Source organism: Cupriavidus sp. GW822-FHT02D05, from assembly GCF_058802485.1.
Window position 1 is genome coordinate 84,651 of the sequence record NZ_JBXAOE010000030.1, and the last position, 21,079, is coordinate 105,729.

Sequence of the window (21,079 nt, forward strand, 5' to 3'; positions counted from 1 at the left end):
ACAGGGGCACAGTTGTGCCCCTTTTTGCGATTCAAGGCGCTAGCAGCAGGCGCTCGATGCAGGCCCTGCGCTCTTCCTTCTGCGCCGCGGTACCCTGGTGGGAAAGGAGGGACTCCGACAATTCATAACTGTATAGTGCGAACGCCCTGGCGCGCGCCTCGGGGATGTCGAACCCGAGTGCGCTGAAGCACTGCGAGATATAGGACAGGCGCTTGGCATCCACCTCGTCGAGCACCTGGCGTACCCGCTCTTCCCGGCGGGCCCAGGCGCGGATGGCAAGCTCGGTTGACGCCGCTTCCTGCGCGGCGGTACCCCGGAACGGCAACGCGAGCAGATCCCGGACCAGCTCCCGGGGCGGCAGCCCGCGGCGCTCGAAGCGGTAGATGATCTGCTCGGTGGCCTCATCGCGCCATGCGGTCAGCATGCGCTGCAGCAGGTCTTCACGATCCTTGAAGTGCCAGTAAAAGCTGCCGCGCGTGACTTCCAGTTCCTTGGCCAGCACTTCGACGCGCACTGCGTCTACGCTGCGGCTGACCAGCAGATTGCGGGCAGCCATGATCCAGTCTTCCGGCGTAAGTTGGTTGCGAGGGGCTGCGGAACTTGTCCCCGTGCCTTTTGGCATAGTGCCTCCAATAAATATGGTGAGGATTGTACTTCCCTCCTTCAATGCAGTTATGTACGGTAAGGTTCTCGGCATCTCCGGGGGTAAACACCGATGAATTCGCCGGAATACTCGCTTGACCGGATCCATTTCACTTCCTACCATACACATACGTATGTGTATGGAGAAATTGAGATGAGTCAGCATGAAGGCGTCGGCTTGACCTTGACCGCCGCGGAACACCAAACCAACTACTTTGACCAGGGCACGGGCAAGCCGCTGTTCCTGCTGCATGGCTCGGGGCCGGGCGTGTCCGGCTGGTCGAACTGGAAGGGCGTAATGGGCGAACTTGCCAAGACCTTCCGCGTCATCGTTCCGGACATCGCCGGCTTCGGCTTTACCGAATTCAAGGAAGGCACGAAGTACGACATCAAGCTGTGGGTGCGGCATCTGGTCGGCATCATGGACGCACTGGATATCGAGAAGGCTTCGTTTGTCGGCAACTCCTTTGGCGGCGCGCTCTCCGTGGGCCTGGCCGTGTTCGATCCGAAGCGCGTCGAGCGCCTGGTGCTGCTGGGCACGCCGGCAGGGGAGTTCGAGCAGACGCCGGGCCTGCGCTCGGCATGGGAGTACGAGCCGTCGCCGGAGAACATGGAAAAGACAATGCGCCTGTTCCCTTTCGACCAGTCGATCATCACCCCGGAGATGGTGCAGTCCCGCTACGAGGCCAGCGCCCGTCCCGGCGCGCAGGACGCGTTGCGCAAGCTGCTGCCCAAGCCGAATGCGCAAGGCCCGACCCTCGTCAAGGGCTTCCCGCCAGCTGCCATCGCCAAGATCGAGGCGCCTACGCTGGTGCTGCACGGACGCGAAGACCGCGTGGTGCCGCCGGCATGCGGCCAGTTGCTGGCAAGCACGATCCCGCAGGCGGACCTGCACCTGTTCGGGCAATGCGGGCACTGGGTCCAGACCGAGCGGCGCGCCGATTTCCTGAGCCTGGTCGGCAACTTCTGCGCATAAGACCATGAGCCGCAATGTCCTCGAAAAGGTCCTGTACCAGCTCACGGTGGATCGCTCGGCCAAGCAGCGCTTTCGCGACGATGCCGATGCCTACCTGCGGCGCTTTGCCCTCAGCGAGGCCCAGCGGGCCATGTTGATGCAGTTCGATGTGCTTGGCCTGCAGCAAGCGGGTGTCAACCCGATGCTGACCATGGGCTTCTGGCAGGAGCTGTCCCCGGAGCGCGACATGCGCGCCTACATGAAGAAGCTGCGCCCGGTCGGCTCGGCCGAGACGTTGCACAGCGCCGCCTTGAAGCGCTAGGAACAGGAACAGGAACAGGAACAAAGATGGGAAAGATCGTAGGTGGCTTCCTGGTGCCCCATGACCCGGTGATGTTCGTCGCGCCCGAGGCGCCGGCACCCGCGGTGCGCGAGCGCATGTGGAACGCCTTCAAGACTTGCGCGGCGCGGCTGGCCGGGCTGGCGCCCACCAGCGTGGTGATCGTGGGCGCGGACCACTACATGCTGTTTGGCACGGGTTGCCTGCCCAGCTACCTGATCGGCACGGGCGATGTCGATGGCCCGCTCGACGCCATGCCGGGCCTCAAGCGTGGCGTGATACCGAACAGCGAAGCGCTGGCGGCGCATATCGCTGCCGAAGGCCACGCGAACGGGTTCGACTGGGCGGTGGCGCGCGCGCTGACGGTGGACCACGCCATCGGCATTCCAAACCAGCTGATGGTGCAGCCGATGCGGGAAGCGGGCCACGCCGTGGGCACCATCCCGGTGTACCTCGCCGCCGGCGTCGACCCTTATATCCGGATGGCGCGCGCCATCCAGGTCGGCCACCAGATCCGCGATGCGGTCAGCGCTTATCCGGAGGATGAACGGGTTGTGGTGATCGGCAGCGGCGGCATCAGCCACTGGGTCGGCACGGCGGAGATGGGGCGGGTCAACGAGGCTTTCGATCGCGAGATCCTGGCTTATGCCGAACGCAACGATCTGCAGGCGCTTGCTGCGCTCAGCGACGAGTACATCCTCGCCAACGGTGGCAACGGCGGCATGGAGATTCGGAACTGGGCCTGCGCCATGGGCGCGCTGGAAGGCGCGCGCGGCGAGACCATCGCCTACGAAGCCGTCCCGGAATGGGTGACCGGCCTGGGATTTGTCCAGCTGCACCTGCAGTGACGCAATATCCGGCGCTTGCGCCGGGCAAGAAGGAATGACAGCGATGAGCAATAAAGTTTTCCTGATCCAGCGTGAAGCGCTGGCGCCGGGCCAGGTGTGCAAGGTCGAGACATCGGGCTGCCCGCTGGCTGTCTACAACATCGACGGCGAGTACTTCGCCACCAGCGATGTTTGCACGCATGCCACGGCATCCCTGTCCGAAGGCGAGATCGTCGATGGCGACCTGATCGCCTGCCCGGTCCACGACGGCCAGTTCCATATCCCGACCGGACAGGCCGTCGGGTTCCCGTGCACCGTCGACCTGCGCACTTACAAGGTCATCGTCGAGGCTGACCAGATCTACGCCGATCTCGACGAAGAGTCCGAAGCGGCGTCGTCGGCTATCTGAAGCCATTGAGAGAGTGAACATGACACACGACTGCAGCGGCAACTGCGAACGCTTGCGCAAGGATCCCGCCAGCGCGCCCCTGCGCGACCTGGATCGCCTGTTGGACCTGAACGCTGGCAGGCTGTCGCGCCGCGTCTACTGGGACCAGCGCATCTACGAGCAGGAACTGGAAAAGATCTTCGCGCGCAGCTGGCTCTTTCTCGCGCATGAATCGCAGATTCCCAAGGCGGGCGACTACGTCACCACGTATATGGCGGAAGACAACGTGATCGTGGTGCGGCAAAAGGACGCTTCCATCCGTGCCTTCCTGAACACCTGCCCGCATCGCGGCAACAAGCTGAACTTCACCGACGCGGGCAACGCGCGCAGCTTTGTCTGCAACTACCATGGCTGGAGCTTTGGCATCGATGGCGCCTTGCGTGGCATGGCGGGGCAGGAGCTGTTCGAGGCCAGCGGCATGGACCGCTCGGAACACGGCTTGCACCCGGTTGCCAAGGTAGCGAGCTACAAGGGGCTGGTGTTCGGCAACATGGATCCGGATGCGCCCTCGCTGGAGGACTTCCTGGGCGACTTCCGCTATTACCTCGACGTCATGCTGGACATGGACGGCGAGGGCACGGAGTTTGTCGGCAGCTGCGTCAAGTCGGTGATCAACTGCAACTGGAAAGTCCCGGTCGAGAACTTCATCGGTGATATCTACCACGCGCTGTGGACCCATGACTCCGCCGCGCGCGCCATGCTTGGCGGCCCGGTGGCAGAGGTCTTCAAGGATCCGGATTCGTACCATGTCAATGTCAACGGGCACGGCTGGGAATTCAACCTGGACGTCGTCGGCAATGCCGCGACCCTGGGCGACAAGGAGATCCGGAAATACCTGTACGGGATCCAGCCCAAGGTGGCCGAGCGGCTTGGCGAGTTCCGCTCGAAGATGATCGGCTCGATTTCCTCGGTCAGCGTCTTCCCGAACCTTTCCTTCCTGCCGGGGCAGAACACCTTCCGCGTCTGGCATCCGCGCGGCCCGGGCAAGATCGAGCTGCACACCTGGACCATCGTCAACAAGAGCGCGCCGCAGGACATCAAGGATCGCTGGCTAAAGGGCACCATGCTGACGTTCTCGCCCTCCGGCGTGTTCGAGATGGACGATGGCGAGAATTTCGAGTTCTCTACCCGCACCAATGCCGGCTTCGTCACGCGCCAGCAAGACCTGTACATGGGCCTGGGCCTCGACTCCCGGCTGGAGGGCAGCGAGCTGCCTGGCAATGTCTATCGCAACCAGGTGAACGAAGCCAACCACCGCGCGTTCTACCAGCGCTGGCTGGACCTGATGCAGGCGCGCGCCTGGGATGAAGTCCCGGTGCGCGACAAGCCAAGCTTGCCTGAGAGCGCGTTCGTCAACGACAGCCTGAAGGAGGTCGCATGAGCGCGCTCCCTCAACAATTGCCGCAGGCCCTGGCGCTGCAGGCGGTGGACCTTGCCACTGCGCATCGGGTGCAGCAGTTCCTCTATCGCGAGGCGCGCCTGCTCGACAGCGAGGCGTGGAGCGACTGGCTGGCGCTGATGACGGACGACATCCACTACTGGATGCCGGCCATCGAGAACCGCCGCCGCGCGGACAAGCTGGGTGCCTACGGCGTGGGGCGTGGCGCGTATTTCGACGACAACCACTTCGACCTGGAACGCCGCGTGGCCCGCTTCAAGCAACCCTCCGCATGGGCGGAGGATCCGCCGACCCGCCATGTGCACGTCATCAGCAATATCGAAGCGTACGCGGGCGCGGCCGATGACGAGTTCATCGTGCATTCGGTCTTCGTCAACTACCGCAGCCGGGGCGAGGCGGACAACGATCTGTTGCTTGGCCGGCGCGAGGACGTGCTGCGCGCCCATGGCGAGGATTTCCGGATCGCCCGGCGCAAGATCGTCATCACGCAGTCCCTGCTGATGTCCAAGAACCTCAATACTTTCTTCTGACCATGGGCTGGCTCGATAACGATGTGGCATTGGTGACCGGCGCCAACTCGGGCATTGGCCTGGCGGTCACCCGCAGATTCCTGGCGGAGGGCGCAGCCGGCGTCGGCGTGCTGGTGCGCAATGCACAGAGCGCTGACGCCATGCGCGCAGAGTTTGGCGACCGCGTGGCGATCACCGTGGGCGACGTGCGCTCGGAAGACGCCAACGCGCAGGCGGTGCAGGCCACCGTCAAGGCCTTCGGCAAGCTCGACACCCTGGTTGGCAACGCTGGAGTATGGGACCACTTCGCCACGCTGCGCAAGCTGGAGCCGGGTGTGGTCAGCGCGACCTTTCGCGAGGTGTTCGACGTCAACGTGCTGGGCTACCTGCTGGCCGCTCATGCCGCCGCGCCCGCACTGCGTGAGAGCCGCGGCAGCATGATCTTCACGCTGTCGAACGCCAGTTTTTATGCCGGCGGCGGAGGCCCGGTCTACGTGGCCTCCAAGCACGCCTGCGTGGGCCTGATCCGGCAGCTTGCTTACGAACTGGCGCCGGACATCCGCGTGAACGGCGTGGCACCCGGCGGCACGGTGACCCCGTTGAAGGGCCCGGAAGCCCTTGGCAAGCAGGAGGCCCGACTGTCGGAGATTCCCGGCTTCTCGGACGCCGTGGCCAACGCAATGCCGCTGGGCTTTATCGCCCAGCCGGAGGACCACACCGGGCACTACGTGCTGCTGGCCTCGCGCACCAATTCCCCGGCAACCACGGCCGCCATCCTGCAAAGCGACTGCGGCTGGGAAGTCCGCGGGCGGCCAGGGCGGCGCTAGCCGATCAGCATGAGACAAGAACGAGACAAGATGAACGCCCCCAACGCATCGCCCAACACATCAGCCTGCGCCTCGCACGCTGCCGTGCGCAACGTCTTCGCCCGCGCGCGTCTGCCGGTCATGGGCGCGCCCATGTTCCTGGTCTCCGGCCCGGAACTGGTGGCCGCCAGCCTGAAGGCCGGCATCGTCGGCACCTACGCCGCCCCGAACGCGCGCAACCTGGCCGCGCTCGATGCGGCGCTGGCGCAGATCGCAGCCGAGGCCGCCCATCACCCGCAAGTGCCCTGGGCACTGAACATGATCGTCCACAGCAGCTATGACCGCTTCGAGGCGGAAATGGCACTGGTGGAACGGTATCGCCCAGGCATCGTGACCACGGCGCTGGGCAGCCCCCGGCGCGTGCTCGAGCGCGTGCACGGCTACGGCGGGCTGGTGATGGCGGATGTCATCTCGCCGGCACTGGCCCGCAAGGCGATCGACGCCGGAGTCGATGGCCTGGTGCTGGTCACCAGCGGTGCCGGCGGCCACACCGGCACCTATCACCCCTTCGCCTTCCTGGCGGAAGTGCGCCGCTTCTGGGACGGCCCGGTTGGGTTGGCGGGCGCCATATCCAGCGGTGCGCAGATACGGGCCGCGCAGTTGCTGGGCGCCGATTTCGTGGTGGTCGGCACCCGCCTGATCGCAACGCGGGAGAGCATGGCGGCGCCCGCTTACCGCGACATGCTGGTGGCCAGCAATATGGAGGACCTGGTGCAGTCCACCGCCGTTTCGGGCGTGATGGCGAACTGGCTCAAGCCGACGGTTGCGGCGGCGGGATTCACCCCCGACAAGCTCAAGGAGGAGAAGAAGATCGATTTCTCCGGCGACATTGCCTCGGCGCCGAAGGCATGGCGGGACGTGTGGTCGGCAGGCCATGGTGTCGGCGCGATCGATGCGGTCGGCTCGGTCGAGGACGTGGTCACGGCGCTGGCTGACAGCTATGCCGCCTGCCTGGCGGGAGAAGCTGAGCAGATCCTGCAGTTGCTGCCGAGATATCGCGCAGCCCAGGCCGCCGCCGTGGAGCGGTTCGCCGCCGCCTGACCTGGCGGACAAGCAGGCAAAGACCAGACAACAAGCATCACGAGGTAGACGACGATGAAAGATACCCCCATCCAGCAGGCGGCCGAGGCTCTGTACCAGGCCCGCCGCGAGCGCAGCCCCATCGCCAGGGTCTCGGAGACCTTCGGCATCGACGGACTCGAGGCGGCCTATGCCGTTGCCGCCGCCAACACGGGACGCGCGCTGCGCGAAGGCCGCGTCATCAGCGGCAAGAAGATCGGCCTGACATCGAAGGCCGTGCAGGCGCAACTCGGCGTCGACCAGCCGGATTTCGGCGTGTTGTTCGCGGACATGGAGTTCCTGTCCGGCGCGGCCATTCCCTCGGGCTCACTGATCCAGCCGAAGGCGGAAGGGGAGGTCGCCTTCGTCATTGGCCGCGATCTTGATGACGAGGCAATGACCTGGGGGCGTTTCCTCCGTGCCATCGAATTCGCATTGCCCGCCATCGAGATCGTCGACAGCGCCATCCAGGACTGGAAGATCACGCTGGTCGATACGGTGGCGGACAACGCGTCCTGCGGTCTCTACGTGCTCGGCACCGATCCGAAGCGCTTGACCGACCTGGCGCTGGCCGATTGCGCGATGCGTTTCACGCGCAATGCCGAACCGGCGTCGGAGGGCAACGGCGCCGCCTGCCTGGGCCACCCGCTGCATGCCGCCTGGTGGCTGGCACGCACCATGACCGTGATGGGCGAGCCGCTGCGGGCTGGCGACGTCGTGCTCTCTGGCGCGCTTGGGCCCATGTTCAAGATCGGCAGTGGCGACGCGCTGCATCTGGAGATCGAAGGGCTGGGGCAGGTGCGCTGCCAGGTGGATTGACGCTAACGCCCGTCGCAAGAACGGGCGATTCGGAGACAACAATGGGAATCAAATACGCTGCCGCAATTGCGGCGGGGATCATGGTGTCCGCGTGGGCCGCTACGGGCTGCATTCTCGCCAAGCTGGAGGAGGGCGCATGGACGCAAACCAATTGACTCGCGCGTCCGCCGTCGGCCGCCGCGCCGCCGGACCAGATGCTGGCCTGCGGCTGGCAGAGCCCAGCATCCTGCGCACCGACCTGCCCGATGGCAGCTTTGTCTTACGCTCCTCGGTACCGCTGGCAGATTTCGATCGCTGCATCGGCGAATGGCTCGCACGATGGGCGGCCAAGGCGCCTGCGCGCGTCTTCCTGGCGGAGCGCCGAGGTTCGGGCTGGCATACCGTCAGCTACGGCGAGGCCCATGCCACGGTCCGCAATATCGGCCAGGCGTTGCTGGATCTCGATATTGCGCCGGAAGATCCCGTGGTCGCGCTGTCGGACAACAGCGTGAACCTGGCACTGCTGTCGCTGGCGGCCATGCACGTGGGACTGCGCATCGCGGTGGTGTCGTCAGCCTATACCAGGATGAGCAGCGATCACGCCAAGCTGCACGCCATCCTCGCCAGCTTGCATCCCGGCCTCGTCTATGCGGAGGACGCCGCCTTGTACGCAGCGGCGATACGGCGCGCCGGGCTCTCGTGCCCCGTGGTCTATGCGCAGGGCGCGGCCGGCGGCGAGTTGCCGTTCTCCGCGCTTTGCGCGGCCAGTGCCGGGCCCGGCGTGGATGAGGCGCTGCGCAGCATCACGGGCGCCACCATAGCCCGCATCCTGCTGACTTCCGGCTCCACTGGGGCCCCCAAGCTGGTGCCGAATACGCACGAGATGCTGTGCGCCAACCAGCAGATGATCGCGCAGTGCTGGCCGTTCGTCGACGAAACGCATCCCGTGGTGCTGGACTGGCTGCCGTGGAGCCATACCTTCGGCGCCAACCACAATTTCAACCTGGTGCTGCGCAATGGCGGCGCCCTGTACATCGACGACGGCCGCCCCGCGCCGGGCCTGATCGAGCGGACCATCGAGGGCATCCGCCAGGTTCGCCCGACGCTGTTCTTCAATGTGCCCAAGGGCTATGACGCGTTGCTGCCCTACCTGGAGGCGGATGAAGCCCTGGCCACGGCGCTGTTCGAACGGCTGGACATGCTGTTCTTCGCGGCCGCGGCCCTGCCGCAGAGGACTGCGGAGCGCCTGCGCGCGGTGGCGCGCGGCGCCCGGCATCGATCGTTGTTCTTCACGACGGAGTGGGGTTCGACGGAGACTTCGCCAGTGGTGACCAGCGCGCATTTCTCGTCCTCGGACCCGCGCAATATCGGCGTGCCTGTTCCCGGCGTCGAGCTGAAGTTCGTGCCGTGCCAGGGCAAGCACGAACTGCGGGTGCGCGGGCCGTCTATCTTCGCTGGCTATCTCGGCGACGAGGAGAAGACGCGCGCCGCGTTCGACGAGCAAGGCTTCTACTGCATGGGCGATGCGGGCCGGCTCGCCGATCCGGCCGACCCGAACAGCGGCGTCATCTTCGATGGCCGGGTGTCCGAAGACTTCAAGCTGACGACGGGCACCTGGGTATCGGTCGGCTCGCTGCGCGTGCGCGCGGTCTCGGCGATGTCGCCCTATGCGCTGGATATCGTCGTCACCGGGCACGATCGCGATGAAGTCGGCTTGCTGGTGTTTCCCAGCGCGAAGCTGCGTGCGCTTGCCAACGACCAGGACGGCACGCTTTGCGGTAAGTCGCTGGGGCTGGTGCCGGCCGTGCGGCGAGCGCTTGGCGCGGTGCTGGCCGACCTTGGCAGGGGTGCCGGGTCTTCCCAGCGGCCGGCGCGCGCGGTGCTGCTATCCGCCGCGCCGGCGATCGAGCAGGGCGAAATCACCGACAAGGGCTACATCAACCAGCGCGCGGTACTGACGCTGCGCGCCAGCGATGTGGATCGCCTGTATTCGGACTGCCAGTCCGTGATCTATCCAAACAACATCTCCCAGGGCTAACGGAAGCAATCATGACCCAGACACTGAAGGCCGCGATCGTCGGCTCCGGCAATATCGGCACGGATCTGATGATCAAGATCCTGCGCCATGGCCAACACCTCGAAATGGGCGTCATGGTCGGCATCGACCCCGCCTCGGACGGTCTTGCGCGCGCCGCCCGGCTTGGGGTTGCCACGTGCGCGACGGGCGTGGCTGGCCTGGTCGACATGCCGGCGTTCGCCGATATCGACATTGTGTTCGATGCCACCTCGGCCGGCGCCCATATCGAGAACGACAAGCTGTTGCGCACACGCAAGCCGGGCATTCGCGTGGTCGACCTTACGCCGGCCGCCATCGGCCCGTATTGCGTCCCCGTGGTCAACCTCGATGCCAACCTCGATGGCCGCAACGTCAACATGGTCACCTGCGGCGGGCAGGCCACCATTCCCATCGTCGCGGCCGTTGCCTCGGTGGCACAGGTTCACTACGCGGAGATCGTGGCTTCGATCTCCAGCAAGTCGGCCGGACCGGGCACGCGCGCCAATATCGACGAGTTCACGGAAACCACCTCCCGTGCGCTGGAAGTGGTAGGTGGCGCCCGCAAGGGCAAGGCCATCATCGTGCTCAATCCGGCGGAGCCGCCGCTGTTGATGCGTGACACGGTGTACACGCTGTCGGATATGGCGGACACCACGCGCATCGAGGCAGCGGTGGCGGCCATGGTGGCTCGCGTCAACGCCTACGTGCCCGGCTACCGGCTCAAGCAACGGGTGCAGTTCGAGCGATTCGACGAAAGCCAGCCGCTGAACATCCCGGGTGTCGGGCGCATGAGCGGGCTGAAGACCTCGGTCTTCCTCGAAGTGGAGGGCGCCGCTCACTATCTGCCCGCCTATGCCGGCAACCTGGACATCATGACTTCGGCAGCGCTGGCCACCGCCGAGCAGCTCGCGCGGCGCGAGCTTGCCGCGCGCGAGGCCGCGGTAGCGTGAAGAACCCAAGCCCAGGACAAAGCCCAGGACGAAAGATGGAAACCAAGCTCTATATCTCCGATGTGACCCTGCGGGACGGCTCGCACGCCATCCGCCACCAGTACAGCATTGCGCAGGTCAAGGCCATTGCGCGCGCGCTGGATGAGGCCAACGTCGATTCAATCGAAGTCGCGCATGGCGACGGCCTGCAAGGCTCCTCATTCAACTACGGCTTCGGCGCGCACAGCGACGTGGCGTGGATCGCAGCCGCCGCCGAATCTGTCACCCGCGCCAAGATCGCCACCTTGCTGCTGCCGGGAATCGGCACCACGCATGACCTGCGCGCCGCCTATGACGCCGGGGCTCGCGTGGTCCGGGTGGCAACGCATAGCACCGAGGCGGACATTTCCCGCCAGCATATCGAGTACGCGCGCGAACTCGGCATGGATACCGTGGGCTTCCTGATGATGAGCCACATGACAACGCCGCAGGCTCTCGCCCAGCAAGCCAAGCTGATGGAAAGCTACGGCGCCACCTGCGTCTATGTGGTGGACTCCGGCGGTGCACTGACCATGAACGACGTGCGCGACCGCTTCCGCGCCTTCAAGGACGTGCTGGATCCCGCCACGCACACCGGCATGCACGCGCACCACAACCTCAGCCTGGGCGTGGCCAACTCCATCGTCGCGGTCGAGGAAGGCTGCAACCGGATCGACGCCAGCCTGGCCGGGATGGGCGCCGGCGCGGGCAATGCGCCGCTGGAAGTGTTCATCGCTGCGGCCGAGCGCCAGGGCTGGTCGCATGGCTGCGACCTCTACAAGCTGATGGACGCCGCTGACGACCTGGTGCGCCCGCTGCAGGACCGTCCGGTGCGGGTCGACCGCGAGACGCTCGCCCTGGGCTACGCGGGCGTGTATTCGAGCTTCCTGCGGCACGCGGAAACGGCGGCTGCCCAGCATGACCTGAAAACGGTCGACATCCTGGTTGAACTCGGCAAGCGCCGCATGGTGGGAGGGCAGGAAGACATGATCGTGGACGTCGCCCTGGATCTGAAGGCACGGCAACTGGAAGCGCAAGATGGCGCCCGACACTGAAGCGCAGCTGGCGCGGCCAGCGGACCAGGCCGAGCCGGGGGTGACACTGACCTTCGCGCCGGCGGGTGTCCAGTTGCGGTGTGCGCCCGGCGCGTCGCTGCTGGATACTGCCGTGTCGCAAGGCTTCTTCCCGAAACACAGTTGCCGCCGGGGCGAATGCAATGCATGCGAGGCACGGGTGATCGCCGGGGAGGTCGCATACCCTGCCGGCTTCATCCCGGAAGGGGTGCGGCCGGGGCATTGCCTGACCTGCGTGGCGCGGCCGGTGACCGATGTCATCATCGAAGCGCCGGAAGTCTGCGCCATTCCCGGCCGCCGGGTGGTGCAAGCGCCCGCGCGGGTGGCGCAGGTGCGCCGGGTGAGCCCGGACGTGGCCATCGTGTCGTTGCACGTGCAGGGAGGGACGGATTTCTCGTTTTCCCCCGGCCAGTATATGGACGTGATCCTGCGCGACGGCACGCGGCGCAGCTATTCCATGGCAAACTCACCGGATGCGCAGGGCACGATCGAATGGCATGTCCGCGCAATGCCCGGCGGGCGGTTCTCGCCGCATGTGTATGAGAAGCTGAAGCAGAGGGACGTGCTGCGGCTGGAAGGGCCCTTCGGGGCGTTCACCCTGCAGGATTCCGATGCCCCGGTCATCCTGCTGGCATCCGGCACGGGCTACGCGCCAATTGCCTCGTTCATGCGTAGCCACCACGAGGCGCTTGCAAGACGAGGTGCCACGCTTTATTGGGGTGGCCGGCGCAAGGAAGACCTCTACGCGTGGGACGACGCGGCGCACTGGGCTGCTTCCAGCGAACGCTTGCATTTCGTTCCCGTGCTGTCCGAGCCGGATGGCCCATGGACAGGGCGCACGGGCTTTGTGCACGAGGCGGTCGCTTGCGACTTCCCGGATCTCTCGGCGTTTGAGGTGTACGCCTGTGGCAATCCGCTGATGGTGGATGCAGCCAGCCACGTGCTGACGCGCGACAACGGGCTGCTTGCGGGCCGGTTCCATAGCGACGCGTTCATCACGGCAATCAAGCCGGCAAGATAGACGCCACGCCTTTCGTCGGGAAAGCGCGGTCGGGCCTGGATCAAGACATATCAAGGTATATCAAGACATAGCTAGCCGCAGCGCAGGAGGATCGTGAAAATCTCCGCGCAAACGGCATCTGGAGGAGACACAATGGCGCGCCAGGCCGCCCCCGCCTGGCGCCATCCTCAGTGCAGCCGCGTGCCCGCCGCCAGCAAACGCTCCAGGCCCTGGGCCAGCGTCATGCCCAGCGCGCGTCCCCAGCCGTGGATGGCGAGCACATGCCGGCGGTAGACGGCATGGTGGAGCAGGGCGGCAAACCTGCCTTCGATATGCCAGCCGCTCTCCTTGCCCGGCGCGGCCAGGCTGGCGATGGCGTTGCTTCCCGCCAGGCAGACCAGCGAGCCATAGTCGCGATACCGGAACCCCTCGGTGTGTTTGCCCGCCAATCGCCGTGGCAACGCTTGCGCAAGATACAGCGCTTGCTGATAGGCAACCTGCGCGCGCGTCGGGAGCTCCGCATCGAGGTCCTGGGGCCGGCAGCTGGCGCAGTCGCCGATCGCGTAGATATGTTCGTCCTCGACGCTCTGCAGCGTGGGCAGCACGCGGATCTGCCCTTTGGCATTGACCGGCAGCCCGAAGCTGGCCAGCATGCCCGGCGCGGCTATGCCGGCCGCCCACACCACGACATCCGCCTGCATGGGTGCCTGGCCGGCCATGGTCAGGCCGCTCTCGCTGACGGACGTCACGCGGGCGCCGCACTGGACGCGGATGTTCAGCCGCGCGAGCTGTTCGCCGGTGCGATCCGCGATCCGGGCGCCGAGGCCGGGGAGCACCCCGGGGGAGGCTTCTATCAGGCAGATGTCCACGTCCTTCACCGGGTCGAGCCGGTGGATGCCGTAACGGTTCAGCACGCTGGACGTGCGGCGCAACTGGGCCGCGAGCTGCACGCCGGTGGCGCCCGCGCCGACGATGGCGACGCGGACTGTGCCGGTGGGCGCTTGCGGCTGTGCCGCGGCCTGCGCGGTCTTGCGGCGCAAGGCGGTGAACACGCGGTCACGCACCTGCTCCGCGCTGCTCACGCTGTCCAGCGTCAGGGCGTGCTCACGCGCGCCGGGCACGCCGAAGTACTGCGTGACACCGCCAACGGCAAGCACCAGCTTGTCGTAGCCGATGGACTGGATCTCTGCGCCCTCGCCATGGCCGGTGCCGGCGATAGCCACGGAGATGGTGCGGTTGATGCGATCCACCGCCTGCAGGTCGCCCTGCACGTAGCGGAAGCGATGGCGCTCGGCCTGCAGCGCGAAGGACGTATGGTGAACCACGGGCTCGAGCCTGCCCGCGGCCACTTCATGCAGCAGCGGCTTCCACAGGTGCGTGGGGCTGCGGTCGACCAGCACGATTTCGGCGAGCCCTGGCTTGCCTAGCCGCCTGGCGAGGCGGGTGGCGACCTGCAGCCCGGCGGCGCCGCCGCCGACGATCACGATGGTGTTCATGGGAAACTCCGTGATTGCGGTCTTGTTGCTGCGAGTGGCTCCGGCCGCCGCTTGCCGTCCACGCTGCACTCCAGCGCGTGGAAGTCCGGCCAGAGCGCATCCGGCGATCCTGAAAGCACAACGGATCCCTCTGCCTGGCGCGGCGCATCGTCATACGCCGGCTGAACACTGGCTGTGTGCATGCCGACGGCTTGCGCGGCGCGCAGGCTGCTCGGCGTGGCGCCAACCAGCAAGGCGCGGTGCGCGGGCACGTCGGCGGTGCGCAGGATCAGCCGGTAAAGCTCGATCTCGGTTTCCCGGGGCAGCAGCGCGTCCGCCGTGGCGACGACGGTAAAGCGGCCCATCCAGTCTGGCCCGATGGCGCCATCGAGCAGCACGCGCAGCCCACGCGATGCGACCGGCGCGGCAAGCGCCAGCCGCGCGCCGCCCAGCTCCGCGCTGCGCATGAGCTGCATGGCCTGGGCACGGATTTCGATCGACTGGCCGGCACGCGCGCCGGTGCAAGCATCCTCATGCCAGCGCAGCAGGGCGTCGCGTTCTCGCGGTGCTGCGCCGAAGCCGGACTGGCGCAGGTCGTCCGCGCGGATGAGTACATCGTCCAGGGTAAGCACCAGCAATTCCAGCGACATTTTTCGTCTCCCTATGCACTACGTTTCGATACGCGGACGCGATTGCGTTTCCGGTCAGGGCACTATAAGGTAGCCGCTTCATATTGAAAAATTGGTTTATAAAACCGACCAATAGGTTTTCTACTATGAATCGCACCACCACCTTCCGGCAGCTCAATGCCATCGATGCCATTGCCCGCCTGGGCGGTGTTTCCCGCGCGGCGGAGGAATTGCACATCACGCAGCCAACGGTGTCGCTGCAGCTCAAGCTGCTCGAGGAAGCGATCGGGGCGCCGCTGCTGCAGCGCGCGGGCCGGGGCACGCAGCTCACGCCCGCCGGTGAGGTGATGGCGGGCTACGCCGGTCAGATCCTGCGGCTGTGGCGCGAAGCCACCGAGGAGGTGGCGGCGCTCAAGGGCAACCTGGCCGGCACGCTGCGGGTCGGCGCCATCACGACGGCGGAGTACCTGCTGCCCTCGATGCTGGTGGCATTCACCGCGGACCAGCCCGACGTCAAGATCAAGCTCCATGTGGGCAACCGCGAGGAGATCGTGCGGATGCTGGCCATGCATGAGATCGACCTTGCCATCATTGGCCGGCCGCCCACGGACATCCGCACGCAGGCGACGCCGTTCGCCAAGCACCCCATGGCATTCATCGCGGCGCCGGACCACCCTTTGATGGCGCGCCGCAATCTCACGCTGCAGGACCTGGTGGCGGAGAACCTGCTGGTGCGCGAGCGCGGCTCCGGCACGCGCAATACCGTGGAGCGGCTGTTCAGGGAGGCCGGCCTGCGGCTGCCCCTGGGGTCCGAGCTGTCCAGCAACGCGGCGATCAAGCGGATGGTGTCGGCAGGGTTGGGGCTTGCATTTCTCTCCCTGCACGCCTGCACCCTGGAATTCCAGGCCGGGCTGATCGGGCTGTTGCCGCTGCAAGGCAATCCCATCGAGCGCGACTGGTACGTACTGAACCTGCCGGGCGTGCGCCTGCCGCGCGTGGCGGTTGCCTTCCGTGGCTACCTGGTGGAGCAAGGCCAGGCGGAAATCAACCGGCAGCTGGAGTCCTTTGACGTGATACTGCGCCGCCTGCACGCGCGCGCCCGGCGCCAGCGCAAGGCAACGGCTGCGCAAGGGGAGCGATCATGAGGCCCGGCATGCCGATGCGCCGTGCCATGGCGGCGCTTGCGCTCGGGCTGGCATGCACGGCGGCGCAGGCCCGCGGGCCGGAGGTGCCGTACAATCCGCCTCCCATTCAGGATCTGGCGCAGATACAGCAGGCTGCGGCGGCGTTCGTGGCTGCGCAGAACCAGCAAGCGGGCACCCGCTGGGTAGCGGGCGAGCCGAACAACAAGGTGCTGGCGCCCCGCTGCGCCAAGGCCTTGGGTGTGCAATGGGCGCCGAAAAGCCAGGGGCTGTCCAGCCAGAGCGTAGCGGTGCGCTGCCCGCGTACCGCAGGCGGCTGGACCCAGCGCTGGGAGGTCTTTGTCCCGGTGAGGCAGGCCGCACGTTGACGCGCCGGCGCGTTGGCCAGTTGGTCCGTTGGCCCGCTGGCGAATGGGAAACCCCTTGGTTTGGGCAATCACTTAACAATACATGAAGAAAAAGTCTCTTCTAATTGCTGCCGCGGCAATCGCCGTCCTGGCTTACCCCGCGTATCTCTACTGTTATTACGGCGTGGCCTATGGCGGCAAGGCGTACAGCCCCAACGGGGCCTTCTACTATCAGAAATACAAGCTGGCCAGCTGGCGTAGCTGGGTGCCGATCATGGCCTTTCCGGGACAAGGCTCGGACAAGCTCTACTATGTGAACGGCTATGTGCGGGTGTACACCGCCGACGGGAAGCAGATCGGCCAGGCATCGGCGTCCGGCGTGCCGTTGGCGGAGGTGTTCTGGGCTGGCGATGCGCTGGTGGTGATGGACGGCAGCTCCGATCAGGATGGCCCCATCATGCTGCCGGGGCGCTCGGACTGACCGGCGCAAGGCATTCAAGTTTGCGGATGGCTCGCCGTTAGGAGGGGCACCCGTTGAATTCGAATGTAGACCTTGCGCCCCGCCACTGAATACGACCGCCCCGCCAGCAGGCTGCTGCCGGCCGAGATTGACGCCGGCGGGCAGCATCCCGAGCCGTCCGTCACCGACTGGCTGCTGCACGATGACCAGGTGATCCGCGAGTGCTTTCGCCATGCCGCCGCGATCCTGAAGAATGCGACGGGTGCCGCCATGACGGCGGTCACGCTGCTCGACGAGGAGCACCAGCACTATCGGGCCGCGGCGGGCATGCCGCTTTCGCCTATCTCGCGCAAGCATTCGCTTTGCGACCATGTGGCGCGGCACGGTGACCTGTTCGTGCTCGAGGACGCGCTGGCCGATCCACGCTTTGGCGAATGCATGCTGGTCAGATGCTTCCCCTTCGTGCGTTTCTACGCAGCGATCCCGATCAAGGCGCCCTGTGGCACGGTCGTCGGTGCGCTCTGCGCGATGGATTCGGCGCCGCACCGCATCACCCTGGCGCAGTGCGAGGTCTTCAGGCACCTGCGTGCCATGGTCGAGAACGATCTGAAGCTGCGCACTGCCACCGCGATCGATCCGCTCACGCAACTGTTCAACCGGCGCGCCATGCTGGAGAGCGTTCGCCGCAGATGGCATGAAACGGCCGACGGAGAAGAAATCGGCGCGGTCATGGTCGACGTCGACTGGTTCAAGCGATACAACGACGCCTACGGGCATCCGGCGGGCGACACCTGCTTGCGCGAGGTCGCATCGGTGCTGCAATCGATTGCGGATGCGCATCGCATGATCGCCGGGCGCCTGGGCGGGGAAGAGTTCGGGCTGCTTCTGTGCGGCGCGCCACGGCCAGCGCTGGAGACGGCGCTGGAAGACCTGCGCCTGAGCGTGGAGCGCTTGAAGATAGAGCACCGCGGCTCGCCGTTCGGCAGCGTGACGCTGAGCATCGGCGCATCGCTGGCGCGCAAGAAGGGCGCCGTCGAGCCCGGGTCTCGCGAGGGGTTCGCGCTTGCGGACCGCGCGCTCTATATGGCCAAGGCCGACGGCAGGAACAAGGTGGTCATCATCTAGATGGGCAACTCGCTGGCTGGCTAACTCGCTAGCAGGCCGCCGTGCCTGCGGCGGCCTGCGCCCATTGCACGAACCCGGCATGGCGCGCCAGCAGGCGGCGTGCCGTGTTGTAGTCCGGCGAATCGATGCGCGGGCCCTGCGCGAGCTTGCCGTCGCGCACCGCCTCATACCTGCCAACCCTGTCTTGCGCCTGCGCGACCTGCTGCGCCGATGGCGTCAGCGCGGCGTGTATCGCGGCGACCTGATGCGGGAACACCGTGCATTTCGCCTTCAGCCCGATCCGCCGGGCCCAGGCGAGGTCCTCAGCCAGCGCCGTAGCATCCTGGTAGTTGAACGGACAGTCGATCGGCACGCAGCCCGCGGCAATGCAGTCCACGAGGAAGCGCGAGCGCACATGATGCAGCTCGACGCCGTCCGGGCCGCGCACCGCATCGAGATCCGCGCTCAGGTCTTCCGCCGCCAGCAGGCAGGCACTGACGCGCGGGCTGGCCGACAGGATGGCTGGCGCGGCAACGATGCCCCGCGCGGATTCCAGCGTCGGCACGATCTCGGTGTGGCCTTGCGGCAAGCCAAGCTCGCGCTCAAGGCCGGTGATCAGCTGGTCGAGCGCCAGGATCTGCGCGCCCGACTCGGTGTGCGGCAGCAGGATCGCCGCGGGCGCGCCCGGCAGCACGCCGCGCAGGTCTTCCAGCCCATCGCCATCCAGCTTGTTGACGCGCACGGCGCCGACAATGCCGCGCGCCCGGCATTCGCCCATCAGGGCGGCGATCCGCGCGCGCGCCGCGGGACGGTCCGCGGGGCTGGTGAATTCCTCCAGGTCGGCGACCACCACATCCGGGCCGCTCTCCAGGGCCGCGTGCTGGCGGACGGGGTCCAGGCCGGGCACGAACAGCCAGCTGCGCCGCAGTCCAGGCGGCCGTCTTGTTGCTTGGGTGCTCATGGCGTTTCTCTCGTAGCGGGCGCGTGGCCATCGCCCTGGAACAGCACGGCACTGGCCGGCTCACCCGCCTGCAGGCGGGCCAGGATCGTCGGCTCGGCTTCATCGGAAGCCAGCGCCTGGTTGATGATGCCGGCGGCGACATCCGGCGCCAGGAACAGCACGCCGTTGTCATCCGCCAGCACGATGTCTCCCGGGTTGACGGTGACGCCGCCGCAGATCACCGGCTCATTGACGGCGCTGCCGCCGTCGTCGATGCGCTTGGTGGTCAGGACGCTGGTGCCGCGCGCGAACACCGGCATCCCCATGGCGCGCAGCTCCAGGATGTCCGTCACCACGCCGTCCACGATGATGCCCCTGGCGCCGGCGCACAAGGCTGCGGTGCCGGTGACGGCGCCAACGGGGGCATGCGCATGGTCGCCGCAGGCGTCGATCACCAGCACATCGCCGGGCGCGAGGCTGGCCAGCGCCCGGTTCACGGCAATGGCGTTGGGCGTGGCCAGGCGCAGCGTGACGGCACGGCCAACGACCTTCACGTTGGGCGCGAGCGCGCGGATCTCGTGGCTGGCAAAACCGTCTTCAAGGAAGTGCCCGAGCGTGGGGAAGCTCACCCGTTCAAGCTGGCGCAGCAGTGCCGTGTCAAGTTTGGCTTGCATGGCGCTCACTCAGGACAGCGAGGTGGTGGCGTCCACCCCGGTGGCCGCTGCCGGGGCATGCCTGCTGAGCGTCTCGGCCAGCAGCAGCAGGGCGGCGGCGGAAATCAGCGCGGAGCCGATCATGTACCACGCAACGGAAGAGCCGCGGCCCGTGGCGGACAGCAGCGCGGTGGTGATGATCGGCGTGGCGGCGCTCCCCAGCAGCCCGGACAGCATGTAGCTGATCGACAGGCCCGAGTAACGCACCTTGGTGCCGAACAGCTCCGCCAGGAACGTGGCGATCGGGCCGTAGTTGGCCGCGAAGGCGCTCATCATCAGCAGGTAGCCGAGCAGGGCGAACGAGAACACCTTGGTGTCCAGCAGCCAGAACAGCGGGAAGGCTAGCAGCGCCTCGGCGATGATGCCGCCGATGATCACCGGCTTGCGGCCCACCTTGTCCGACAGCAGGCCAAACAGCGGCAGCAGCACGATGCACAGCGCGCACGAGATCAGCGCGATGGTGAGCATCTGGTTGCGGGAGAAGCCAAGCGTCTGCGTGCCGTACGTCAGCCCGAACGCCACGATCAGGTTGAAGGCCGTGCCGGTCGACATCGTCGCGATGCCGCCCAGCAGGACCTGCTTCCACGATTTCGTCAGCACTTCCGCCAGCGGGATCTTCACCTGCGCGGCGGTGGCCTTGACCTTGCTGAACGACGGCGTTTCCGACGTGTTCAGGCGGATGTACATGCCCACGCCCACCAGCAAGACGCTGGCCAGGAACGGAATGCGCCAGCCCCAGGACAACAGCGCCTCATTCGACAGCACGGCATTGCAGAGCAGGAACGCCAGGTTGGCGATCAGCGTGCCGGCGGGCACACCGATCTGCACCCACGATCCGTACAGGCCGCGCTTGTCGGCCGGGGCGTGTTCCACCGCCATCAGCACCGCGCCGCCCCACTCGCCGCCCAGGGCCAGGCCCTGTATCACGCGCAAGGTGAGCAGCAGGATGGGCGCCCAGATACCGATCGAGCGGTAGTCCGGCAGCAGGCCGATGGCAAAGGTGGCCGAGCCCATCATGATGAGCGAGATCAGCAGCATGGACTTGCGGCCGACCTTGTCGCCGAAGTGGCCGAACAGCGCGGCGCCGAGGATGCGGGCCAGATAGGCCGATGCGAAGGTGCCAAAGGCGAGTAACGTGCCGGTGAGCGGGTCAAAGGCCGGGAAGAAGACCTTGTTGAAGACCAGGGCCGAGGCCGTGGCGAAGATAAACAGGTCGTACCACTCGACCGTGGTGCCGATGACGCTGGCCGCGGCAATTTTCTTCATGTTGCGGGGCGCTCGCCCGGCTTCGGGCTGGTGGGTGGGGGCGTGGTCGGGGTTCATGAGGCT

The 21,079-nt window shown here is 66.5% G+C and carries 23 protein-coding genes; 17 read left to right on the top strand and 6 right to left on the bottom strand.

Annotated features, from left to right (window positions below; translation table 11 throughout):
* Positions 1-31: 31 nt before the first annotated feature.
* Positions 32-556, bottom strand: a complete 525-nt coding sequence (locus AC1RQK_RS31485) for a TetR/AcrR family transcriptional regulator (protein WP_492375162.1) — start codon at positions 554-556, stop codon at positions 32-34.
* Positions 557-796: 240 nt separating this feature from the next.
* Between AC1RQK_RS31485 and AC1RQK_RS31490 the strand changes: the two genes are divergently transcribed.
* From AC1RQK_RS31490 to AC1RQK_RS31550, 13 genes are all read left to right on the top strand, one after another.
* Entirely contained in the window at positions 797-1,618 is an 822-nt protein-coding gene (locus AC1RQK_RS31490) for an alpha/beta fold hydrolase (RefSeq protein WP_492813269.1), read from the top strand.
* Positions 1,619-1,622: 4 nt separating this feature from the next.
* Positions 1,623-1,919: a hypothetical protein gene (locus AC1RQK_RS31495; protein ID WP_492813271.1), complete on the top strand. Its 297-nt coding sequence runs from the start codon at positions 1,623-1,625 to the stop codon at positions 1,917-1,919.
* Positions 1,920-1,945: 26 nt separating this feature from the next.
* The gene (locus AC1RQK_RS31500) at positions 1,946-2,785 is read left to right on the top strand and encodes a DODA-type extradiol aromatic ring-opening family dioxygenase (RefSeq protein ID WP_492375160.1); all 840 of its coding nucleotides are present in this window, start codon (positions 1,946-1,948) and stop codon (positions 2,783-2,785) included.
* Between the two features lie 43 nt (positions 2,786-2,828).
* The gene (locus AC1RQK_RS31505) at positions 2,829-3,173 is read left to right on the top strand and encodes a non-heme iron oxygenase ferredoxin subunit (RefSeq protein ID WP_416051952.1); all 345 of its coding nucleotides are present in this window, start codon (positions 2,829-2,831) and stop codon (positions 3,171-3,173) included.
* 19 nt (positions 3,174-3,192) lie between these two features.
* Positions 3,193-4,593 carry an aromatic ring-hydroxylating dioxygenase subunit alpha gene (locus AC1RQK_RS31510; RefSeq protein WP_492375159.1) on the top strand — a complete coding sequence of 467 codons (1,401 nt, stop codon included), beginning with the start codon at positions 3,193-3,195 and terminating at the stop codon, positions 4,591-4,593.
* Positions 4,590-5,141 (top strand): 3-phenylpropionate/cinnamic acid dioxygenase subunit beta, encoded by a 552-nt coding sequence (locus tag AC1RQK_RS31515; protein WP_492813274.1) that lies wholly within the window; start codon positions 4,590-4,592, stop codon positions 5,139-5,141. The genes AC1RQK_RS31510 and AC1RQK_RS31515 overlap by 4 nt, the downstream gene beginning before the upstream one ends.
* Positions 5,142-5,143: 2 nt before the next feature.
* On the top strand, positions 5,144-5,947 hold the full coding sequence (gene hcaB / locus AC1RQK_RS31520) for a 3-(cis-5,6-dihydroxycyclohexa-1,3-dien-1-yl)propanoate dehydrogenase (protein WP_492813276.1): 804 nt from the start codon (positions 5,144-5,146) through the stop codon (positions 5,945-5,947).
* A 30-nt stretch (positions 5,948-5,977) separates the two neighbouring features.
* Positions 5,978-7,027, top strand: a complete 1,050-nt coding sequence (locus AC1RQK_RS31525) for an NAD(P)H-dependent flavin oxidoreductase (RefSeq protein WP_492813278.1) — start codon at positions 5,978-5,980, stop codon at positions 7,025-7,027.
* Positions 7,028-7,081: 54 nt separating this feature from the next.
* Positions 7,082-7,864, top strand: coding sequence for a 2-keto-4-pentenoate hydratase (locus tag AC1RQK_RS31530; protein ID WP_492375155.1), 783 nt, complete (start codon positions 7,082-7,084; stop codon positions 7,862-7,864).
* A gap of 136 nt (positions 7,865-8,000) precedes the next feature.
* Positions 8,001-9,881, top strand: a complete 1,881-nt coding sequence (locus AC1RQK_RS31535; protein ID WP_492813279.1) for a feruloyl-CoA synthase — start codon at positions 8,001-8,003, stop codon at positions 9,879-9,881.
* Positions 9,882-9,892: 11 nt separating this feature from the next.
* A complete protein-coding gene (locus tag AC1RQK_RS31540) occupies positions 9,893-10,849 on the top strand; it encodes an acetaldehyde dehydrogenase (acetylating) (protein ID WP_492375153.1) in 957 nt (318 codons plus the stop codon).
* A 35-nt stretch (positions 10,850-10,884) separates the two neighbouring features.
* Positions 10,885-11,922 (top strand): 4-hydroxy-2-oxovalerate aldolase, encoded by a 1,038-nt coding sequence (gene dmpG / locus AC1RQK_RS31545; protein WP_492813281.1) that lies wholly within the window; start codon positions 10,885-10,887, stop codon positions 11,920-11,922.
* Positions 11,906-12,961: an FAD-binding oxidoreductase gene (locus AC1RQK_RS31550; protein ID WP_492813283.1), complete on the top strand. Its 1,056-nt coding sequence runs from the start codon at positions 11,906-11,908 to the stop codon at positions 12,959-12,961. Before dmpG ends, AC1RQK_RS31550 begins: the two co-directional genes overlap by 17 nt.
* A 167-nt stretch (positions 12,962-13,128) precedes the next feature.
* Here the strand turns inward: AC1RQK_RS31550 and AC1RQK_RS31555 are convergent, their stop codons facing one another.
* A complete protein-coding gene (locus tag AC1RQK_RS31555; protein WP_492813285.1) occupies positions 13,129-14,436 on the bottom strand; it encodes an NAD(P)/FAD-dependent oxidoreductase in 1,308 nt (435 codons plus the stop codon).
* Positions 14,433-15,065, bottom strand: coding sequence for an HAD family hydrolase (locus AC1RQK_RS31560; protein ID WP_492813287.1), 633 nt, complete (start codon positions 15,063-15,065; stop codon positions 14,433-14,435). Before AC1RQK_RS31560 ends, AC1RQK_RS31555 begins: the two co-directional genes overlap by 4 nt.
* Before the next feature lie 125 nt (positions 15,066-15,190).
* On the opposite strand from AC1RQK_RS31560, the gene AC1RQK_RS31565 reads away from it, so the two are divergent.
* From AC1RQK_RS31565 to AC1RQK_RS31580, 4 genes are all read left to right on the top strand, one after another.
* Positions 15,191-16,189 carry a LysR family transcriptional regulator gene (locus AC1RQK_RS31565; RefSeq protein WP_492375148.1) on the top strand — a complete coding sequence of 333 codons (999 nt, stop codon included), beginning with the start codon at positions 15,191-15,193 and terminating at the stop codon, positions 16,187-16,189.
* Between the two features lie 8 nt (positions 16,190-16,197).
* Positions 16,198-16,554 (top strand): hypothetical protein, encoded by a 357-nt coding sequence (locus tag AC1RQK_RS31570; protein WP_492813289.1) that lies wholly within the window; start codon positions 16,198-16,200, stop codon positions 16,552-16,554.
* Between the two features lie 82 nt (positions 16,555-16,636).
* Positions 16,637-17,014 (top strand): hypothetical protein, encoded by a 378-nt coding sequence (locus AC1RQK_RS31575; protein ID WP_492375146.1) that lies wholly within the window; start codon positions 16,637-16,639, stop codon positions 17,012-17,014.
* 72 nt (positions 17,015-17,086) lie between these two features.
* Positions 17,087-18,118 (top strand): sensor domain-containing diguanylate cyclase, encoded by a 1,032-nt coding sequence (locus AC1RQK_RS31580; RefSeq protein ID WP_492375145.1) that lies wholly within the window; start codon positions 17,087-17,089, stop codon positions 18,116-18,118.
* Between the two features lie 28 nt (positions 18,119-18,146).
* Here the strand turns inward: AC1RQK_RS31580 and AC1RQK_RS31585 are convergent, their stop codons facing one another.
* Genes AC1RQK_RS31585 through AC1RQK_RS31595 form a run of 3 tightly spaced genes read right to left on the bottom strand, consistent with a single transcriptional unit; the run spans position 18,147 to position 21,073 of the window.
* Entirely contained in the window at positions 18,147-19,058 is a 912-nt protein-coding gene (locus AC1RQK_RS31585; protein ID WP_492813291.1) for an HpcH/HpaI aldolase/citrate lyase family protein, read from the bottom strand.
* On the bottom strand, positions 19,055-19,711 hold the full coding sequence (locus AC1RQK_RS31590) for an RraA family protein (RefSeq protein WP_492813293.1): 657 nt from the start codon (positions 19,709-19,711) through the stop codon (positions 19,055-19,057). The genes AC1RQK_RS31585 and AC1RQK_RS31590 overlap by 4 nt, the downstream gene beginning before the upstream one ends.
* 9 nt (positions 19,712-19,720) lie before the next feature.
* Positions 19,721-21,073, bottom strand: coding sequence for an MFS transporter (locus tag AC1RQK_RS31595; RefSeq protein WP_492387158.1), 1,353 nt, complete (start codon positions 21,071-21,073; stop codon positions 19,721-19,723).
* Positions 21,074-21,079 lie beyond the last annotated feature (6 nt).

Bases quoted from the DNA above. Each gene is read 5' to 3' on its own strand.
- AC1RQK_RS31485 (WP_492375162.1), bottom strand. From the start codon at position 556: ATGGCTGCCCGCAATCTGCTGGTCAGCCGCAGCGTAGACGCAGTGCGC.
- AC1RQK_RS31490 (WP_492813269.1), top strand. From the start codon at position 797: ATGAGTCAGCATGAAGGCGTCGGCTTGACCTTGACCGCCGCGGAACAC.
- AC1RQK_RS31495 (WP_492813271.1), top strand. From the start codon at position 1,623: ATGAGCCGCAATGTCCTCGAAAAGGTCCTGTACCAGCTCACGGTGGAT.
- AC1RQK_RS31500 (WP_492375160.1), top strand. From the start codon at position 1,946: ATGGGAAAGATCGTAGGTGGCTTCCTGGTGCCCCATGACCCGGTGATG.
- AC1RQK_RS31505 (WP_416051952.1), top strand. From the start codon at position 2,829: ATGAGCAATAAAGTTTTCCTGATCCAGCGTGAAGCGCTGGCGCCGGGC.
- AC1RQK_RS31510 (WP_492375159.1), top strand. From the start codon at position 3,193: ATGACACACGACTGCAGCGGCAACTGCGAACGCTTGCGCAAGGATCCC.
- AC1RQK_RS31515 (WP_492813274.1), top strand. From the start codon at position 4,590: ATGAGCGCGCTCCCTCAACAATTGCCGCAGGCCCTGGCGCTGCAGGCG.
- hcaB (WP_492813276.1), top strand. From the start codon at position 5,144: ATGGGCTGGCTCGATAACGATGTGGCATTGGTGACCGGCGCCAACTCG.
- AC1RQK_RS31525 (WP_492813278.1), top strand. From the start codon at position 5,978: ATGAACGCCCCCAACGCATCGCCCAACACATCAGCCTGCGCCTCGCAC.
- AC1RQK_RS31530 (WP_492375155.1), top strand. From the start codon at position 7,082: ATGAAAGATACCCCCATCCAGCAGGCGGCCGAGGCTCTGTACCAGGCC.
- AC1RQK_RS31535 (WP_492813279.1), top strand. From the start codon at position 8,001: ATGGACGCAAACCAATTGACTCGCGCGTCCGCCGTCGGCCGCCGCGCC.
- AC1RQK_RS31540 (WP_492375153.1), top strand. From the start codon at position 9,893: ATGACCCAGACACTGAAGGCCGCGATCGTCGGCTCCGGCAATATCGGC.
- dmpG (WP_492813281.1), top strand. From the start codon at position 10,885: ATGGAAACCAAGCTCTATATCTCCGATGTGACCCTGCGGGACGGCTCG.
- AC1RQK_RS31550 (WP_492813283.1), top strand. From the start codon at position 11,906: ATGGCGCCCGACACTGAAGCGCAGCTGGCGCGGCCAGCGGACCAGGCC.
- AC1RQK_RS31555 (WP_492813285.1), bottom strand. From the start codon at position 14,436: ATGAACACCATCGTGATCGTCGGCGGCGGCGCCGCCGGGCTGCAGGTC.
- AC1RQK_RS31560 (WP_492813287.1), bottom strand. From the start codon at position 15,065: ATGTCGCTGGAATTGCTGGTGCTTACCCTGGACGATGTACTCATCCGC.
- AC1RQK_RS31565 (WP_492375148.1), top strand. From the start codon at position 15,191: ATGAATCGCACCACCACCTTCCGGCAGCTCAATGCCATCGATGCCATT.
- AC1RQK_RS31570 (WP_492813289.1), top strand. From the start codon at position 16,198: ATGCCGATGCGCCGTGCCATGGCGGCGCTTGCGCTCGGGCTGGCATGC.
- AC1RQK_RS31575 (WP_492375146.1), top strand. From the start codon at position 16,637: ATGAAGAAAAAGTCTCTTCTAATTGCTGCCGCGGCAATCGCCGTCCTG.
- AC1RQK_RS31585 (WP_492813291.1), bottom strand. From the start codon at position 19,058: ATGAGCACCCAAGCAACAAGACGGCCGCCTGGACTGCGGCGCAGCTGG.
- AC1RQK_RS31590 (WP_492813293.1), bottom strand. From the start codon at position 19,711: ATGCAAGCCAAACTTGACACGGCACTGCTGCGCCAGCTTGAACGGGTG.
- AC1RQK_RS31595 (WP_492387158.1), bottom strand. From the start codon at position 21,073: ATGAACCCCGACCACGCCCCCACCCACCAGCCCGAAGCCGGGCGAGCG.